Origin of the sequence: Nocardia sp. NPDC058244 (assembly GCF_042882065.1) — a bacterium.
Taxonomy (GTDB): Bacteria; Actinomycetota; Actinomycetes; order Mycobacteriales; family Mycobacteriaceae; genus Nocardia.
In genome coordinates, this window is the sequence record NZ_JBHVWX010000007.1 from 90392 (window position 1) to 107406 (window position 17015).

Annotated in this window: 14 protein-coding genes; 1 reads left to right on the forward strand and 13 read right to left on the reverse strand. The window is 66.7% G+C overall.

The features are described from left to right. Positions 1–51 precede the first annotated feature (51 nt). Positions 52–384, forward strand: coding sequence for a VOC family protein (locus tag ACFVW6_RS22640; RefSeq protein WP_355271262.1), 333 nt, complete (start codon positions 52–54; stop codon positions 382–384). Positions 385–438: 54 nt separating this feature from the next. Here the strand turns inward: ACFVW6_RS22640 and ACFVW6_RS22645 are convergent, their stop codons facing one another. From ACFVW6_RS22645 to ACFVW6_RS22705, 13 genes are all read right to left on the reverse strand, one after another. After that, the gene (locus ACFVW6_RS22645; RefSeq protein WP_378829523.1) at positions 439–1230 is read right to left on the reverse strand and encodes an ESX secretion-associated protein EspG; all 792 of its coding nucleotides are present in this window, start codon (positions 1228–1230) and stop codon (positions 439–441) included. Next, positions 1227–2570 (reverse strand): hypothetical protein, encoded by a 1344-nt coding sequence (locus ACFVW6_RS22650; RefSeq protein WP_378829525.1) that lies wholly within the window; start codon positions 2568–2570, stop codon positions 1227–1229. Before ACFVW6_RS22650 ends, ACFVW6_RS22645 begins: the two co-directional genes overlap by 4 nt. Further along, positions 2570–2944: a hypothetical protein gene (locus ACFVW6_RS22655; protein ID WP_378829527.1), complete on the reverse strand. Its 375-nt coding sequence runs from the start codon at positions 2942–2944 to the stop codon at positions 2570–2572. The genes ACFVW6_RS22650 and ACFVW6_RS22655 overlap by 1 nt, the downstream gene beginning before the upstream one ends. 12 nt (positions 2945–2956) lie before the next feature. Continuing rightward, the gene (locus ACFVW6_RS22660) at positions 2957–3508 is read right to left on the reverse strand and encodes a DUF3558 domain-containing protein (RefSeq protein WP_378829529.1); all 552 of its coding nucleotides are present in this window, start codon (positions 3506–3508) and stop codon (positions 2957–2959) included. A gap of 221 nt (positions 3509–3729) precedes the next feature. After that, positions 3730–3963, reverse strand: coding sequence for a hypothetical protein (locus tag ACFVW6_RS22665; RefSeq protein ID WP_378829531.1), 234 nt, complete (start codon positions 3961–3963; stop codon positions 3730–3732). 58 nt (positions 3964–4021) lie between these two features. Continuing rightward, a complete protein-coding gene (locus ACFVW6_RS22670; protein WP_378829533.1) occupies positions 4022–4612 on the reverse strand; it encodes a hypothetical protein in 591 nt (196 codons plus the stop codon). A 39-nt stretch (positions 4613–4651) separates the two neighbouring features. After that, complete coding sequence (locus ACFVW6_RS22675; RefSeq protein ID WP_378829535.1) at positions 4652–5758, reverse strand: hypothetical protein; 1107 nt, start codon at positions 5756–5758, stop codon at positions 4652–4654. Between the two features lie 175 nt (positions 5759–5933). Continuing rightward, positions 5934–6350 (reverse strand): hypothetical protein, encoded by a 417-nt coding sequence (locus ACFVW6_RS22680; protein WP_378829538.1) that lies wholly within the window; start codon positions 6348–6350, stop codon positions 5934–5936. A gap of 14 nt (positions 6351–6364) precedes the next feature. Beyond that, positions 6365–13687 (reverse strand): toxin glutamine deamidase domain-containing protein, encoded by a 7323-nt coding sequence (locus ACFVW6_RS22685; RefSeq protein ID WP_378829540.1) that lies wholly within the window; start codon positions 13685–13687, stop codon positions 6365–6367. Then, complete coding sequence (locus ACFVW6_RS22690; protein WP_378829542.1) at positions 13687–14004, reverse strand: type VII secretion target; 318 nt, start codon at positions 14002–14004, stop codon at positions 13687–13689. The genes ACFVW6_RS22685 and ACFVW6_RS22690 overlap by 1 nt, the downstream gene beginning before the upstream one ends. Then, positions 14001–14507, reverse strand: a complete 507-nt coding sequence (locus tag ACFVW6_RS22695) for a YbaB/EbfC family DNA-binding protein (RefSeq protein WP_378829544.1) — start codon at positions 14505–14507, stop codon at positions 14001–14003. Before ACFVW6_RS22695 ends, ACFVW6_RS22690 begins: the two co-directional genes overlap by 4 nt. A gap of 92 nt (positions 14508–14599) precedes the next feature. Then, entirely contained in the window at positions 14600–15949 is a 1350-nt protein-coding gene (locus ACFVW6_RS22700; RefSeq protein WP_378829546.1) for a SagB family peptide dehydrogenase, read from the reverse strand. Between the two features lie 39 nt (positions 15950–15988). Continuing rightward, on the reverse strand, positions 15989–16966 hold the full coding sequence (locus ACFVW6_RS22705; RefSeq protein WP_378829549.1) for an ABC transporter substrate-binding protein: 978 nt from the start codon (positions 16964–16966) through the stop codon (positions 15989–15991). Positions 16967–17015 lie beyond the last annotated feature (49 nt).

Genomic DNA, 17015 nt, shown 5'->3' on the forward strand with positions numbered 1-17015 from the left:
GGCTGACGGAGCATCACGATCTTCACCGACACCCTTCGGAAGGAAGCCAAGATGAGCCCAGCCATCGGCGCCGTCGTCATCCCCGTCGCCAATCTGGAATCCGCCAAGAAGGTCTACACCGCCCTCTACGGCACCCCACACACCGACGAGCCCTACTACGTCGGCTACAACGTCGAAGGCTTCGAGGTGAGCCTCAACCCCCAGGGCGACGTGGCGGAAGGCCCGGTCGCCATGACCGACGTCGAAGACCTCGACGCCACGCGCACCGCCCTGCTCGCCAACGGCGCCACCGACCGCTCCGCCCCCCGCGAAGTGGCCCCCGGCCTGCGGATCTGTGTCCTCGCCGACCCCGACGGCAACCCCTTCGGCCTGCGCGGGAAGTAGCCTCACACGGCTCGGCTCGGTCGAATCCGGGATCGCCGCTCGCGCGGCGTCAGGTCAACGACGGCGCTCGGTGAATATCGCCAGGTGTTTGGCGATCCGGTGCTGGAGTTCGGGCGCGGGGCCGGGGATGACGGTGAACTCGTCGGCGTCGTGGTGCTGTAGCAGGTAGCGGCCGTCGTCGGGATAGTCGAGCCAGAGAAACGCCTTGCCGTCCGAGGTCGGGCGCGCGTCCAGCTGGAAGCCCGGGTAGACGGTGATCTCACCCGTGCCGACGCGGGCGCGGCGGAAGAACCGCTGCGTCTGCTCGGCCGGGGACAGGCGCGTGGGATGCCGGGCGTAGGTGGCGGCGTCGAGGTCACCGCGGTGCCCCTGGAAGCGTGGCGTTGTCCCACCCGGCACCCGCGGCAGCGCCGCGACGATCTCCGCCGCCAGTTCGGGCAGCGGCACGATGCTCAGGGTGAGATCGCCGCCTTCTTCCCTTGTCGGCCCGTGCGCCTGAACCGCCAGGGCCGCGTGATCCTCGACGATCCCCGCGTACACCCGCACGACCTCGGTCTGGCCGGCACCGGACAACCCCTCGATCTCGACCCGGACCTCCGGTTCGAGCAGCGCCCGGAACACCCTGTGCAGTCGCTGGTCATAGACCTGCTGCAAGCGCAGCCCCGCCGCCCTGCGACGCTCGGCGTGGATCTCGAGCGTCTCCGCCAACTCCGGCCGGAAGGTCAGTGGATACGGCAGCCGGTCGCGCCCGTGCCCCTCGACGCCGATGGCGAACGCGTGCGGGTCGAGTCGCCAGCGGCCGAGCTGCACCTGCTCGCGCTCCTCCACGGCGTGATCCCAGCTCACGCGCCGATCACTCCACCCGGCGGCAGGGTCGGCGGCAACTGCCCGATGAGCTCGCTCTCCCGATCCTGGATGAGATAGTCGGGGCTGGTGTGCTCGTTCTCGTCGTCCTTGCCGTTGCCACCACGCCCGCCACCGCCCATCATGCCGGGCATCCCGCTCATGCCCCGCGCGCCCGCGGAACCCGCCGTCGCCGCGCGAACACCGGCGCCCGCGCCACCGGGCGTGCCCGACACACTGCGCCCCGCACCGGGCACGCCCGCCCCCGTGGGCACACCGGACCCCGGCGAGCCGCCGCCCGCCGACCCACCGCCCTTGGTGTCACCGGGAGTCGTCGGCTGGCCGGTCCCCGGCGTGGTGGTGGCGGGAGTGGTCGCCGACGGATCGGTACCGCTCGGCGAGGTGGAGTCGTCCTCGGTGCCGTCGTCGTCGGTCTGATCGTCGCCGGTGTCGGTCGTCTGCGGCGATGTCGTCCCCGGATTCTCCTGCGTCCCAGCGGGATCGGTCCCCGGCGTGGTGCCGTTGTCGTCGGTGGTCCCGTTGGTGGTGCCGTCGTTGCCGTTACGGGTCCTGGGATCGCCGTCGCCGGGATTCTCGGTGTTGTTCTGCGGCAGCGGCAGCACCGGGGTCTTGCCGTCGACGATCACCGAACCGGGCTGATACGTGCCGATCATGAAGAGCCGCGCGTCTTCCTCCGCCTCGGTCGCCCGATGCTTCGCCGCCTTGACCACGCCGTTGCCGGGGATGTGGCTGATGAACTCGTCGAAGCCGGACACCTCGTTCGGCTTCGGAATCGCGATCTTCGACTGCCCGAGCAGCCCCTGCATGTGGTCTATTCCGTTGGCCACCATCTGAAATGCGGTGGGTAGCTTCGTCGCGTCGGTGGTATAGCTCTTCACCGCGTCGATCGCCGCGATACCCGATTGCCCCGACCACTTCTCGGACAGCACTCGCTCGAAACTGTTGCGGTAGTTCGTCACCGCGGTCTCGGTCCCCGTGGTGAGTCGCCGCCAGCCATCCGCGCCGGCGTTCACCGCCGTCGCGTCGACACCGGAACTGCCGTCCTTGCCGTTGAGCGCCTGCCAGATCTGCTGATGCGTCCAGGTGCTGAACGGTTCGGGCGAGGTGATCGCCGCCTTGTCCATCGTCAGCCCGGAATTGGCACTCAGCCGCGACCACTCATCGGTGATGATGGCCCGGTCACCCTCCCACGCTTCCCGGCCGTCCTGATCGAGCCGACTGGACTCGTCGGCCCGGTCATAGTTGTCCATGACCTTGAAAATGCCGAATGTGCCCGCGTGGAAGAAGAACTCGCCGATAGTGCCATCGGTCCAGAACGACATCAGATCCCCGCCCCTGTTGTTCCGAGTGCGCCTGCGGTCTGCTGGTCGACGGCCTGCAGTTTGCCGATGGCGGCGAGGAAAGTGTCGCGCTGGTCGCGGGCGATGGCGATGTGTTCGTCCAGGCGCTTGACTGCCGAGTTGTCGGCTGAGGCTTTGCCCTCGAGCTTTTCCCGGATGGCAGTGGCGGAAGGAAGATCGCCCCATCCGTTCAGTCGAGCGAGACCGGTCGCATTGCTCCTCTGATCCTCCAAGTCGAGGATGTACTGATTGACAACGTCGGCGATCGCCTGTCCGAGGCCGTCCTCGATCTTGAACTCACCACTGATCGCTTGCGCCTTCATGTTGCGCCAGTAGCTCGCATGGTCCTGAGTCATGGCCGTTCCCCCTCACTTCGGCAGGTGCGGCTCGAGCAGCGCACCGTACTTCTCCGACATCTCGCAGGCATCACCGACGCGCGGACCCTCTTTGCTCAACCACGATGTCCGAATCTCGAACATCCCCTGCTCAGCCTCGAACGACACGTAGCAGGAGTCCGGGTCGCTCGTCTCCTGCGAAACCAGCCCGGGCCTGCCGTTGACGGCGGTATCGCGCAACACGACGGCGCCTTCCTTCTTGCGAGCGTCGCTCAGCGTCTTGCTCGTCGAGAACACACCAACCATCCGGCGACCTGAGCCGAATCGGTCGTCGAGGGGCTTCCAACTGCACACTCGCCAGGACGATGCGCCACTCGGCGGATCGGTGAGGACGCTCTTTGTGGCCGGGTCCAGCCCCGCACTCCGCAACGCGTCGTCCGACAGCGCCCCTCGACACGGGTTGAACACCTCGACCGCCGCCTTCGTAGGCCCGCCAGCTCCCTGCTCGCCATCCCCACACCCAGCAAGCACAGCCACACCAGCCAGCCCACAGGCCACCGCCCGCACCACCACAACGCCTCGCACAGCTCTCCTACCTGGTCAGACGCGACAGTTCCCCGCCACTACATCCTTAGACGCACCCAACCCCCGACCGGTTCCATCCCCGACCGCAGCTGTCCGCCATCCCCGACGACCATACGGATACCCACCCGCCCCGAACACAACCTCCTCGCGGCAGCCCCGCCGTGAACGCCACCCCAGACCTGATGACCACCGGCGGAGGTGCTTCGCACGGAGCCGATGGCTCATGACTGTCTGCTGACGAATCGCGCCCACACCCCTTCAGCGCGGTGGCGGCTGATCACCAGACCGGCCGCCAGCACCCCGAGGTGATCTTCCTGCCCGTCCGCGAACACCACCGAATAGTCCGTCTTGCCGATCGTCAGCTCACGCTCGAATCGATGCTCCGCCCCGCCGAACCGATACGTCACCGTCTCCTCGGTCTCCGAAGCCCGCCGAACAACCAGGTAGATCGCCACTACTGTCCCTATCCCGAGATTCGCATCAGGAGCCGATGATCGTTGTGGTCCGCACGGCTCAGAGGTCGAACGTCGAGGTGGTCAACCAGGGTCCGCCACGGTATCGCGAATCGGTGATGGGCCGCACCGCGTCGACGAGAAACCGCGACAACCGATCGACGCGATAGTCGACCTGCCTGCTGACGCTGTCGACGGTGACGTAATGATCGATCGGCGCCCGCGGCGGATCCGCTCTGGAGACAGCCCGGATCCGATATGTCAGCGTTCGCCCGTCATTTCCGATCAGGTCGATCCGCACCTGCCACGGCTTCGGATGAATCTGCCCGGTCCCGAAGTACGTGTCGTCCCAGGCCGATCGGTCGAGTAGCCGCGCCGGATGGTCCGGCGGATTCTGGCCGAGATGAAACACATGCGAGTTCTTCTTCTCGACCCCGTACACCATGTACCCACCACCGGGCTCAGGAGGAATCCCTCGCGACGCACGCTCGGCCATCTCCTCATCCCTCCGCAGGTCTTCGGCATTCGGCCGCTCCTGGCACACCCACACCGTCGGAGTCTCCCGAACGTCGAACTCGATCCGTGTGTCCAGCACTCGCCGGAGATACTCCGCGACCTGCTCCGCGCTACCGAGCGGCTGATCAAAAGACATCGGCAATTCTCCTCGAAATCAACGGTAGACGAAGGCATCTCAACGCTCGGAGTGATACTCGACTCTGCAGTTCGAGACATCCAGCCCTTGTCGTCGCAGGCTGTCGATGACCTGCATCGTGTAGCGCCGGGCAGGCCGGTAGTGGTTCCCCCTGTCGCTGATCAACAGGACCTGCCCTGCCACGGCCTGAATTTCCCCAGCTCCAGCGACCGGGGCGCCTGCCAGCAAACTCGAAGGATGAAACTTTCCGACGACATGAAAGGGTGCAGAGTACAAGTAGCCGTTGTGATCCATGACGAATATCGCCCGACCGCCGTGCGGCGTCCAGAGCGTCACCGCTGCGGTCGTGTCGAACAGTGTGCCCTTGGAGTCGTGCAGCGCGCCACCGTAGCCGTGCAGCCGGAAAGGCTGTCGCGCTGTGTAGTCCAAGTAGTCGACTCGCGCTCCACGCCACACCGTGTTCCCCGGGAGGTTCTCGCCGCGGAATTCGGAATGCATCGGTGTCGTGTCGTACCTGGTCGCAGTCGGCACGGCACCGGCTTCCTCCAGCACGAAGATGCTTTCCGGTTGCAGTCGGCCGGTATCCATGAGCTCACGAAGAGCGGTGTCCCCGTTGCGATCCGGGTCGGTACAAAAGACAGCGACGTCGGCGCTTCCGTTCCAGTATGGTGACACGAATCCGATCACGATGCCGGATCTCAAACGTAGTAGCAAGTACTGCATACCTTGGCCGTCGAACGAGAACCCGCGCGAGAGTCGCGCTGCTGTCTCGTCAGGTCTATGAGATATCCGGGCGATAGGCAGGCTTCCGTGGACCTCCATCAAGTATTCGTCGGGTAGCTGGACGTAGGGAGGGATCGGCCATGGCCGCATCGAATCCATGCGGTCGACGACCAGGGCCAGGAACTCGCGCACCTCGTCCGCCGATTGTCGCAACTGGACCAGTGTCGGCAGCGGCACACCGGAGCGGAGTCCCGCGACGAGTGAGGTGTATTCGTCGTCAGCTGACAAGAGCCCTACCGGCCGCTCCAGTAGTCCCTCGGCAATCCGATTCGCCACGCTCACGTCCAGCTTTGCCTCGAACTGAACCGAATAAAGAATCGCATTGACTATGCCGCGCCAGTAGTCCAAGGCTTGTTCTTTCATTTTGTTTCCGCTTCGGATGCTCGATAGATTCGACCAGTAGGGAAGAATCAGTCGCCCCGCGTTGTCCAGGTCGATAACGAGGTCCGATCGATCGCGTCCACGTTCGATCGGGCCTCCAACGTTCAGTGTCTCTTTCGAGGGTCACGCCAGGCCTGTCATATCATATCCGCATCTCTTACGAGTCGAGTTCTGTTCTGGGGTGCGTTGGCGATGAACGAAGTTCTTTCAGTTGATGTGTCAGACGGATCAGGTCGTCACGTTCGACCGCGGGAACTTCGTAGTTCAGCTTCTCGACCCGGTCCTTGAACTCGTTGGGAAGGTCGACGTGGTACCTGGCGGCATAGAAGTGCAAATCCGCACGCCAGACCCATTCTCCATCGGTAAGTATGGAGGCGCCACCCGGGAGCTGCGCTTCGGATCCGAGTTCGTCCGATGTTGCGCCAACGGCGGCGAACAATATATGGCCCGCGTCCAGATATCTCAGAAACTTCGGATCGTAGGGGGGGTTGTCGCTTGCTACGAACTTGCGAATCGGTCCAAGGCTGGATTCTGCGGTAGGCCAGAACTCGTCGAAATTCCCAGCTATCTTCATGTCTGACTCCAGTTTTAGTCGGATATGATCGGTAGGAAAACTCTCCAATACCCGTCATTTTGTATTTCTGGTTGTTGACCTTCGCCTAAACTCGGGTACACGCCGACCTCGTCGGTTGGTGCCATTACTGGAACGCCCAGCGCGTTGGCCAGCTGTTGTGCAGCCGGTATATCGGTGACATCGTCGCGGACGCGACCCGAGTGGCAGGAAATGAGTCTGATCGGTTGGCCAGTGTAGCTCGGGTTGTTTCGCACCGCTTCCGCGATATGCGATGGGTGCATTTCTCCCATCGGAAAATCGACCCCAGCGGCGTTCTGGCGACCGGGCAAGAAGAACCCACGGTCGTTTCCGTGCACGATCACGTCGTGGTATCCCGGAAGGCGTGCCGTGAGCTGGCGATTCAGGGACGTCATGCGGTCGTAGCCGACCGTCGTCAGATCTGGATCGAAGAACGCGTGTTCATCGGTGTCGAGCTGGATGTCTCCGGGCGGCTCCGGGTCGACTGCTTCCCGCGAATACGGCGAGTTCGGGTCCACGTAGTCGCTACGCATGACCTCTGGTGGGACATCTGGTCCGGGCTCGCCTTGGTCGGGAAGTCCATGATCATCCCGTCCGCCGTCGGCATCTAGGACGCGATCATCCCGTTCCTGGGCCACTCCTTCTCCCGGCGGGCGCGGTGCACGATCCTGCCCACCGTCGTCCGGAAGATCGCGTCCTCCGGTTGGCCGGGAAGGGCCGCTTCGCTCGTCTTGTCGATGACCAGGGTCCGGTGGAGATTGTCCCTGGTCTCCCCGAACTGGTACTCCACCTCGGTCGGGTCGTTCCTGATCTGGTTGTAGTAGACCAGCAGGGCCATTCGTTTCTCCCCAGTGTGTGTCGTACCGTTCCCCGGTGCTGGGCGGAACGTCTCGGGACCAATTGTGGTGAGTGTTCGCGTGGGCATGTGCCTCCTGGTAGGTCGATCCAGGATTGGCCCGCATGTATGCCGCTTCGGTGAGCTCGTGTTCGAGAAGCACCATATCGGCCGGGAGCGGGCGGCCGGCGCGGAGCCTGATCCAGGCTTCGGCCATGTCGGGGTTGGCATCGAAGCGCTGGTGGACGGTGTTGCCGTCGTAGTCGACCATCGGGTGCGACGTCCGGAACACGTGGTTCTTGATTTGTTCGAGGTCCTCGCGCGTGAAGCGAGAACCGTCCGCGCGAGGATGGTCCGCCAGATGTCGCGCCATCTCATCGATGTCGCTGTCATCGGCGCGGAACCGGGAGTAGGCGTCCTCTGCCCAGTCGAACGCGGCCGCGTCGTCACGCGGGCGGATAGCTCCACCCGTGAACGCGTCGTCGGCCTGGTCCGGGCCGGTGGGTTCGGGTTCGGCGGTGGCCGGCGGGTCGCCTAGTCCTCGACTGTCCCTTCCGTCGGCCACGTCCCGGTCAGCCGGTTCCGCTGGTCCGCCCATGACGCTACGAGGGCGTGCGTCCGGGTTGTCGGATGGAAGTTGAGCGGGTGCTTGGTTATCTCGATCTGGTCGGTGGTCGGCGGAAGAGTCGGATTCGCCAGGTCGGTCACCTGTAGCCGGTACCGGACCGTTTGTGGATCCTCGAAGGTCCGTTGCAGGTGAATGCGGCGTTGCGGGGGATACACCTGGTAGCCCTGAACCGGCTGGCCGGTCTCGATCGCTTGGTCGAATTGTTCGCCGATCATGTCCATCGGCAGGCTGCTGTGCGCTGTGATCACCCCGGTCGCCTTGTTGATCACGAAGTTGCCCTGGCCGAGACCCTTCCCCTGACGCAGTTCCTCCGGTGTCAGAACTGTTTGGGCTACCCACCCTCGCCGGGTTTCGATCAGGTGAAACTCCCGGCTCGACTTGAATGCTGCTCGGAGGAGCTGCTGGGCTTGCTCCAGAGTTGGCACCGGCTGCGCCATGGGTAGTCCCTCCGTGTGGTGTCAATGGGGTAAAGCTCAGTGCGAGAGAACGGTCCACCATCCAGGAAGGGGGACTGTCCGAGGTGAAACCCTGTTGCGGATCCCACCACACCGGGCCTGTGGCGCCCAGTGGGTACACGATCACCGTGGCGTGCGAGCCCGCGATGACCGGAGACCCGTCGCCGTGGTACTGCGGGACGCCTCCGATGTGCAAGTGCCAGGCATTGACGACCAGGGCTGCCGAGCCGGGCCCGAGCGCGGTCATGTGCTGGTGCAGCGCGGCGTACTGATTGGCGATCGGGGTTCCAGAGGCGATCGGCTGTAATCCGCCCCCGAGCCAGGCCGCCGCGCGGCCCAGCCCGGTGCTCTCGCCGCTCCGCTCGTCGATGCCGCCGGTCGGTGCCGGGTCGGGGAATCGTGGTGCCGATACCTGTGGAACGCCGAAGAATGACGCGAGGGCGGACAGCGAGCAGTCCAAGCAGTTGTTTCCGCGCCCGGACACGCTGGTGCCGCCGTCGTTGATCGCGGTGCCGTAAGGATGCGTGCGGGGATCAGCCCCAGCGGTGAACGAATTCCCTTCGCGCAAGAGATCTTCGAGATCGCGTTGGTATGAGGGACTCTCGATGTCGATGAGTCGGGTTGGTCCATACGAACGCGATCGGCCGGGGTCGGTGACAGGCGCGTTCGTATTCGCCTGCGCCACATCATTGCTCAGCGAGCGGAGATCCTCCGAGGTGAGAGGACTCCCAAGCTGTGGGTTGACGCCCAGGTACTGACGGAGAACTGACTCGAGCTGTTGTGGATTGGTGATCTGGTTGGGGTCGATGACCATGTCCGCGTCGCCGGGATCGGTGACAGGCATGATGTCGACGACGGCTGGATCGCCGGACCTGAGTTCCGCGTCGGGATTCGCGAAAGCGGTATCGGTGATCCAGGACAGGTGATGCGCGATTTCCGCCCGCACATTGGGCGGCAGGTTGCCGGCGATGAAGACTCGCACCCGAATAACCGAAACAGGCGGGTCGACCTTGTTGTCATGGCGTTCCCAGCGGAAACTCCGGTTGGTCTGGGTGTTCTGGACCTGGTTCGATTCCTGTGGTGCCCGATTGCGGAATCGGTTGCGTCGCTGACGGTTGTGTTCCGCCGATGCCACATTGTGCTGTGGTGCCACTTGGTTCGGGACGACCTGCGCGTGCTGCTGGCCGGGGCCGGGCGGTGGTGCGGTGCCCGGTGTCGGTGATGTGCCCGGCGTCGGCGACGACAGCGCCGGAACCGGATCGGCGGATGCCGCCGTCTGCCGAGGTCCTGGCGCCGATTCCGGCGCAGTGGGCGCAGACGTGGAGGCCGATGGGCTGGTCGGCGTGATCGCCTGCTGCGCTGGTGTGTCGCTGTCCGTTGGGCTCAACGGCGTGGAGCCGCTCGGTGGCGACGCGACCGGCGCGGTGACTACTCCTCGATCGTCCCCTCCACGGGCCAGGTTCCCGTCTTCTCGTTCTGGGTCGACGCCCACGATGTCGCGACCGCCGAGAGGCGGTCCGTCGGACGGTGCCGGATCGGATTCTTGCTGATCTCGACTTCCCTGATGATCGCCGGGTCGTTCGGTTTGTCCAGGAAGGTCAGGCGAATCCGGTACACGATCGTGGTCGGGTTCTCGAAGATCCTGGTGAGCTGGATCCGGCGTTGTGCCGGGTAGACCTGGTAGCCCTGCGGTGGCAGGCCGGCTTCCGTCGTCGCGTCGAATTCCTCCCCGATCACCGGCATCGCCATGCTCGAGTGCGCCGTGATCACTCCCGTACGTTTGTCGATCACGTAGTTGCCCAGGCCCATTCCCCACTGGGCCTGTTCCTCCGGGGACACCATCTGCTGGCACACCCAGCCGTGCCGGCTCTCCAGAATGCTGAACTCCAGGTTCTGTCCGAACACTCGGGCCAGCAAATGTCTGGCCTGTTCCCGGGTGGGTACTGGTTCCGCCATTGGCGGGTCCTCCGTTCGCGTCGATCGGGATACATTCCATGGACGCTGCGTTGTTCGTCAGCGACGCAGGTGGGGCGTCGAAGGTCTCACCGGACTGCGGGTCCCACCACACCGGCCCGGCGGCGCCCGGTGGGAAGACCACCACGGTGGCATGTCCACCGCGATACATCGGAGTGCCGTCCGCGTTGTAGAGCTTGTTGCCGTTCGCGTCTCTGGCATGCCACATGGTCCCGACCATCGCCGCGGAACCCGGGCCCAAACCCGCGATGTAATTGTGCAGGGCCTGGTACTGGTCGGGTAGCGACATCCCGGAGTACGACCCCCAGTTCGCGCCCAGCCAGGCGCCGGCGCGCTCGCGTCCACCCCATTCACCGGACGTATTGTCCCGCTGGCCGTTCGGCAACAGGTCCGGCCATCGAGGCGCGGAGACGCGGGGGATACCGAAGAACGACGACAGGGCGGCGATGGAGCAGTCCACGCAGTTGTTGCCGCGGCCCGGAACGTTGCGGCCGCCGTCGTTGACCGATTGTCCGTACGGGTGCGTGCGTGGGTCCGCGCCGCGCATGAAGCTGTTGCCTGCGCGGAGCGAATCCTCGACGGCGGTCTGGAAACCGGGGTCTTCGACGTCGTCGAGGCGGCGGTGATCGACGACTCGGGTGTCCGCCGGATCACCGAAGCGCGCCGGAGTGTTCGCGCGGGCGATGTCGTTGCTGATCTCGCGCAGGTCGTCCGGGCTCAGCGGGCTGCCGGGCTGCGCGGGGAACAGGCCCATGTGCTCGCGCAGCGCGTTGGCGGTCGTGTTCGGGGGCTGGTGGGGATCCAGGGTTATGTCCGCGGCCCCGGGATCGGTCGTGAACTCGACGTCGACCAGGAGTCGGTCCTTGCTGCCGAGCAGCCTGGAGCCGTTGTTGAAGGTCGAGTCGACCGTTGCCTGGATGCGCTCCATCGCCTGGCTCAGCTCAGCCGGAGACATCGAGTGGGCGTTGGGAATGTGGGCGCGAATAGTGGCCACCGCGACCCACTGATTGCCGCCCAGGTGGAAGCGCCGAATCCGGTAGGCGGGAGGGCGTTGGAGGAATGGGCTTCGATTCGCGTCGACCGCGCTGGTGCGGCCGTCCTGGGACGGCAGGTTCCGTAGCGATTCGCGCAGGCTGCGTGCCTGGTTGTGGGTCGGCGGATTCGGGGTGGTCTGTGGGGTGGGGCTGGTCGTCGGCGTGGGATTCGGGCCGAACGGGTGCGTGGTCGGGGAGTTCGGCGGTGTGGGACTTGTGCCGAGGTCCTGCGACTGGGTGGGAGTCGACGGTGTCCGCGTTGTCGGGGTAGGTGTTCCGGTGGTCGTCGAAGTGGATGAAGTCGAATCCCGGTTCGCCGATGTCGGTGAATCAGTGGAGGCCGGCTTGGTGGTGTGGTCGGAGGAAGGTGGGTTGGTCTCCGACGAGTTCGGCGCAGGCGAGGGCGTCGTGGACTGTGGGGTTCTGGTGTTTGCCGGGGGTGAGGTGGTCGGCCTCTGTGCTGGCGTCGGCGTAGTGGTAGTGGGGGTCTGGGCCACAGGGGGAGCAGTGGTCGTCGGGGTGGACGACGGTGTCGTTGCGGGCGCCGGAGTTGTTGTATGTGTCGCGGTTCCGGTTGGTGAGGCCGGAGTGGTCGTGGTGGCGGCGGTCGACGTGTCGGTAGTGGTCGGCTGGGTTTGTGGGTTCGCTGTTGTCGTCGTGTCCGTTCGGGGCAGGTCATTCGGCGTCAGCGTGGTTGGAACCTGTTGTGCGGGTGGGTTGTTCGCTGGGTCCGCGTCGGCCGGGAGGGGCTGCGGTGGCAGGTCGGGTGTGGAGTCGGTGGGTGTGATCGAGGGTGCGGTGTCGCCGGGAGAAGGGACAGTCGGTGCGTCCGGGTTGTCCTGGCCGTCGGTGGTTTCAATGGAGGCAGGTGCCTGGACGGGGGCGTTGCCGTTCGGGTCTGACGGCGTGGCGTCGTCAGTGGTCGGCGCTTCAGCGGGGACGTTGTTCGGGTTCGATGGTGGGGCGTCGTCGGTGTCAGGTGTTGCGTTATCCGGGTTCGTCGACGGTGCGGTTTCCGCGGGATCAGGTGCCGTGGAGGGGCCGTTGTCGTCGTGCGTGGACGGCACCGAGTCTTCAGTGGAGGGGGCCGAATTGTCCGGGGCAGACGGCGCGACGTCGTCCGGGGACGGAGCGCCGTCGGATGAGGAGAGTTCGGTGTCGGGTGCGTTGTTCTGTGGGGCGGGCGCATCGTCGGGCGATGAGTCGGGGTCACCGATGGAGGCGGGGGCCGTCGCGCCTTCAGTGTCGCCGTTGGGCGAATTCGCGCCGCCGTCATCGGTTTCGGCCGGATTGGTGCCGGCGGGCTCGGTGTCGACGCCGTCGGGAGTAGTGGAGCCGGGCTCGGTGTCGGTTCCGGCGGGGCTGGTCGCACCGGGATCATTCGATGCCGCGTCGTCGCCGGGTGTGGTGGTGTCGGGTGCTTCGGTGTCGAGTTCGGGGACGGTGGGGGCGGTGGCGGGGCCGCCGTGGCCGCCGGATTCGATGGTGCTCTGGACGCCGCCGGCGCCCGCGCTGGTGAAGGTTTCCAGGCCGATGTCGAGCTTGAATTCCTGGCCGAGGAGGGCGGCGCCGACGCCCGCGGCGGCGACCTGGGCGGAGACGTCGGCGCCGAGTTCGGTGACGGTGCCGCCGACCAGTTTGCCCGCGAGCTTGCCGGTCGTGGAGGAGGTGAGGTCGCCCAGGGCGCCGGTGCCGCCGCCGAGGAGGCCGCCGACCGCGCCGCCGACGGCACCGCCGAAGGTGGCCAGGCCAAGGTCGGTCAGGCCGAATTTCGCCAGCGAGCGGTCACCGTTGTAGACCTGGATGAGGCGGGCGGACAGGTCGGTGCCGCCCTCTTCCAGGGCTTCGAAGGCGGCGCCGCGCAAGGCGAGCCGGGCGGCGGCCTTGGCGGCGCCGCGGGTCAGCATGCGGGCGATCAATTGCCGGATCGCCACCCGGACGGCGATCTGTCCGGCGACCCTGGCCGCGGCGCCCGCGACCGCGCCGACCCCGGTCCACGCGGTGAATCCGGCCACGACCAGTTCGGCCGCGGTGATGATCATGGTGCCGATGATCACCAGCTTGGTGTGCTCGATGTCGTTGGCGCCGTCGTTGAGCAGTTCGGCCTGCTTCTCGCACCATTTCCGGACGGCGGTGAACGTCGCCTCGTCACCGTTGAGCAGTTTGTCGCGGAAGGCGGCGACGGTGGTGTGGGTCTCGCCTTCGGCCAGGGCGGTCAGCGCCGCGGTCAGCGCGACGGCGGCATTGTCGTCGACGGTGTTGAGGGTCTGCGCCATGGACGTCCAGGCGTCGGCGACGCGGCGCATCGCGGTCTCGTCGCCCTCGGGCCAATCACCCGCGCCGAGAATCCATTTCGCTACCCATTGCAGCTCATCGGGGATCTCGATGCCCATTACGCGGACCCGGTGGTCGTACCGAGCGCGCCCGCGTTGGTGGTGTCCTGGGTCTCGAACGCGGTGGCGATGGTGACCAGGTTCGCGCCGAGCTGGGTCATCACCGTGGCCAATCCGGTGACGGCCTTCTGGCCGGAATCGACGCCGGGGGTGTAGTTCTTGGCGAAGGCCTGGCCGATCTCGTCGGTGCCCCAGCATTCGCCTTCGCCGGTGATCACGCTCGCCAGCGCGGCGGCCGCGGTGGTGATGGTGTCGGCGACGGAGGTGAACGACGGTTGGGTGGCGCGCAGTGCCTGCGGGTCGACTTCCAGCGTCATCGCAGGTAGCTCCGGTTGCGGAAGTAGTCACCCTCGTCGTCGTCGGAGTCCTCGACCAGACGGCGCGGGGCCTCGGGCTCCGTGTCGGCGGGCGGCGAAGTCAGCTGGGCGATCAGGTCTTTCATGCTGACGGCGCCGGGGACCAGATCGGGCAGGTCGGGGAGCTGGCCGGTCAGATTCGCGATGGGCGCCATCGCCTGCTCCTGGACCTGCCGAACCTCGATGGTCATGGCTGTGATGGCCTCGGTGATCGAGCGGCCGAGGGAGTCCGGGGTCGATCGTTTGAAAGCGTCGGGCTCGATGTGGACTTCGCTGACACCGGCGATGGTGCCGGTGACCCGGACCAGGTTGTCCTCCGACCAGACGCTGACCGGTTCGGTCGCGCGCCGCTGCGCGTCGAGCAGGGCGGACTTGTCGGCGGTGAACGAGTCGAGCATCGCATCGACCTGCGCGCGCAACGCGTCGTTGGCCGCACGGGTCGGCGCCGACCAGTCCTCGTTCATGAACCCCTCGATCCGATAGGAAGCACGTCGAAAGGTTGGACGCGCGAAACCCGCCGATGGTTCCGCGAGGTGATGTTGATCTCGTGCGGGTTTCAGACGCTCCGGGAGCCCACGATGATGCTGCCGACGTTGCATTCCTCGAGTTCGTCGAGGCCGGTGGCGGCGGCGAAGGCGGTGGTGTCGCTGAAACCCTGGGCGACGACGCCGAGGTTCATGGCGGTGGCGGTGAGGTAGCAGGTCTGCATGAGGACGCCGACGTGCTTGAGGATATTGGCGTAGGCGACCTGCTCGTAGCTCCACATGACCCGGCCCGCGCGGGCCGAGACCAGCAGCAGGACCTGGGGTTCGGCGCCGCCGGCCAGGGTGGCCGAGGTGGCCTTCAGCAGCTTCTGGACCGCGGGGGAGTCGACGGGGGCGACCGGACGCAGGACGTGGTCGGCCGAGTCGTAGTGGTACATCCCGGTGTCCAGGCCTGCGACATCGCGGATCACCGGGTAGATCTCGAGCTCGTAGGCGCCGCCGCCGGAGGGGTAGGGGCGGGAGCCGTCGGCGCGGGTGCGGGCGCTGCGGAACAGCAGTTCGCCCAGCTGGTCGGCGGTGATCGGGGCCGCGTCGTCGAAGGCGCGGGTGGACACGCGATCCTCGAGCGTGGCGGTCAGGCTGGGGTCGGCGGCGCGCAGGCCGTCGAGGTCGGGGCGGGCCAGCGCGATCGGCTCGCCGGCGAACGGCGCGCGGCGGGCGGGCAATTCGGGGAAGCGGCCATCGGCCCAGCGGGTCGGGCCGAAGTCGTCCCAGGTCACCGTGCGGGCGCCGAGGGTGCTGCGGCGGTGGAACCACAGGTCGGGGGCGCTCCAGGAGCGGGTGCTGAACTCGTGCTCCTCCTCGTCGCCGTCGACGAGGAAACCGCACCATTGCAGATCGGCCATGAACTGCGACTTCACCGCGGCGGGCACCGGCGAGTCGGCCGCCATCGGGCCGTCGAGCAGCGCGAGCAGCCGCGGATCGTGGACGCGCAGATCGCACCACGCCCGCGGGTGCTCGAGCACGAAACCCTGGGCGTCGCGGTGCAGTACGGCGAACTTCGACAGCGTCGCCGACCAGCTCGGCAGGGCCACCTCGGGGCGCGGCGCCGGTTCGGCGAACGGGCGGATGCTGTAGAGGTCGCGGCCGCCGTCGCGCACCGTGACGGCCAGCCAGCCGCCGTCGGTGAGCTTGCGCATGAGCCCGGTGATGTCGTCACCGGCGGCGGCGGTCGACATCTCGGCCGCCGTCGCCGGGCCCTGGTTCAGCGTCTTCAACGCCTGCAGCGCACCCGCGCCCAGTCCGGTCAGCTTCACGTTGCGCGGCGGATTCAGCAGCACCGCCCCGGCCGGGGTGGTGAGGCAGGTGACTCCGGCGCGCAGCGAGAATCGGGTCTGGGCGGGATACGTGGAGGCGAGCACAGCGCAGTCCTTGCTGGGTCGAACGTGGTGGGGGAGGTGCTACTTCGCCGCGGCGGCGAAGGCGGGGCCCAGCTTGTCGAGGATGTAGGGCACCGACAGCGCGGACGGCTGGTTGATGGCGCTGATCTCCTGCGTGGTCAGGAAGACCACCGAGCCCTTCTGCACCGACGGCAGCTCGTTGTAGCCGGGCAGCTGGCGATACTTCTCGTCCAGGCCGGGGGAGTAGCCGGCCAGCAGCAGGTCGGCGGACAGCTCGTCGACGCGCTCCGGCGAGAGCGCCAGGCGGCCCTGGTTGGACGGCTGCGCGGTGAGGTTGGCCGGGATCCCCATGCCCAGCTGGGTGAAGACCTTGGCCGAGCCGTCGTTGGGGTCGGTCAGCACCATCAGCTGCGCGGGGCTGGCCAGCCAGGTGCTGGCGAAGGTCTTGCCCTTCAGGCCCGGGTTGGCGGCGCTGATCGCGGCGAGCTTGTCGTCGACCTTCTTGATCACCGCGGTCGCGTCGGATTCCTTGTGCAGCACCTTGCCCAGCGCGGTGACCTGGTCCTGCCACGGGCTGACGGCATCCTTGGTCAGCGCGGGCAGCGTCGGCGCGATCTTGGACAGCTCGTCGTAGGTCTTCTGGTCGGCGATGAACGGATCGGCCAGGATCAGGTCCGGCTCCAGCGCGGCGACCTGCTCGGCGATGCTGCCCGTGGTGTTGAGGGCCTTGGCCGACTTCAGGCTCTCCGGCTCCCACGGCGGGGTGCTCTTGGAGACCGCGGAGACGTTGTCGATGTAGCCGACGGGGACGACGCCGAGCGCCAGCGAGGTGTCGAGCCACTGGTTGCCCAGGGCGACGATCTTCGTCGGCGTCCCGGTGACGGTGGTCTCGCCCCTGGCATGGGTCACGGTGACCGGCTCGCCCGAGCCCGCGGCATCGTCGCTGGAACCGCAGGCGGCGACGCCGAAGGCGAGCGCACCGGCGAGTGCGGCCACGGCCACGCGCCGCCAGCCGCGCGAAGTCCGAACAGACGTCATCGTTGCATCCTCCTTCATCGAGGAAGGTCCTCGATCGGCTCGCGTGAGC

What these genes read in the sequence shown, in the direction of transcription:
- ACFVW6_RS22685 (WP_378829540.1), bottom strand. Translation starts at nt 13,687, where the DNA reads ATGGGCATCGAGATCCCCGATGAGCTGCAATGGGTAGCGAAATGGATT.
- ACFVW6_RS22655 (WP_378829527.1), bottom strand. Translation starts at nt 2,944, where the DNA reads ATGACTCAGGACCATGCGAGCTACTGGCGCAACATGAAGGCGCAAGCG.
- ACFVW6_RS22680 (WP_378829538.1), bottom strand. Translation starts at nt 6,350, where the DNA reads ATGAAGATAGCTGGGAATTTCGACGAGTTCTGGCCTACCGCAGAATCC.
- ACFVW6_RS22690 (WP_378829542.1), bottom strand. Translation starts at nt 14,004, where the DNA reads ATGACGCTGGAAGTCGACCCGCAGGCACTGCGCGCCACCCAACCGTCG.
- ACFVW6_RS22640 (WP_355271262.1), top strand. Translation starts at nt 52, where the DNA reads ATGAGCCCAGCCATCGGCGCCGTCGTCATCCCCGTCGCCAATCTGGAA.
- ACFVW6_RS22705 (WP_378829549.1), bottom strand. Translation starts at nt 16,966, where the DNA reads ATGACGTCTGTTCGGACTTCGCGCGGCTGGCGGCGCGTGGCCGTGGCC.
- ACFVW6_RS22695 (WP_378829544.1), bottom strand. Translation starts at nt 14,507, where the DNA reads ATGAACGAGGACTGGTCGGCGCCGACCCGTGCGGCCAACGACGCGTTG.
- ACFVW6_RS22675 (WP_378829535.1), bottom strand. Translation starts at nt 5,758, where the DNA reads ATGAAAGAACAAGCCTTGGACTACTGGCGCGGCATAGTCAATGCGATT.
- ACFVW6_RS22650 (WP_378829525.1), bottom strand. Translation starts at nt 2,570, where the DNA reads ATGTCGTTCTGGACCGATGGCACTATCGGCGAGTTCTTCTTCCACGCG.
- ACFVW6_RS22670 (WP_378829533.1), bottom strand. Translation starts at nt 4,612, where the DNA reads ATGTCTTTTGATCAGCCGCTCGGTAGCGCGGAGCAGGTCGCGGAGTAT.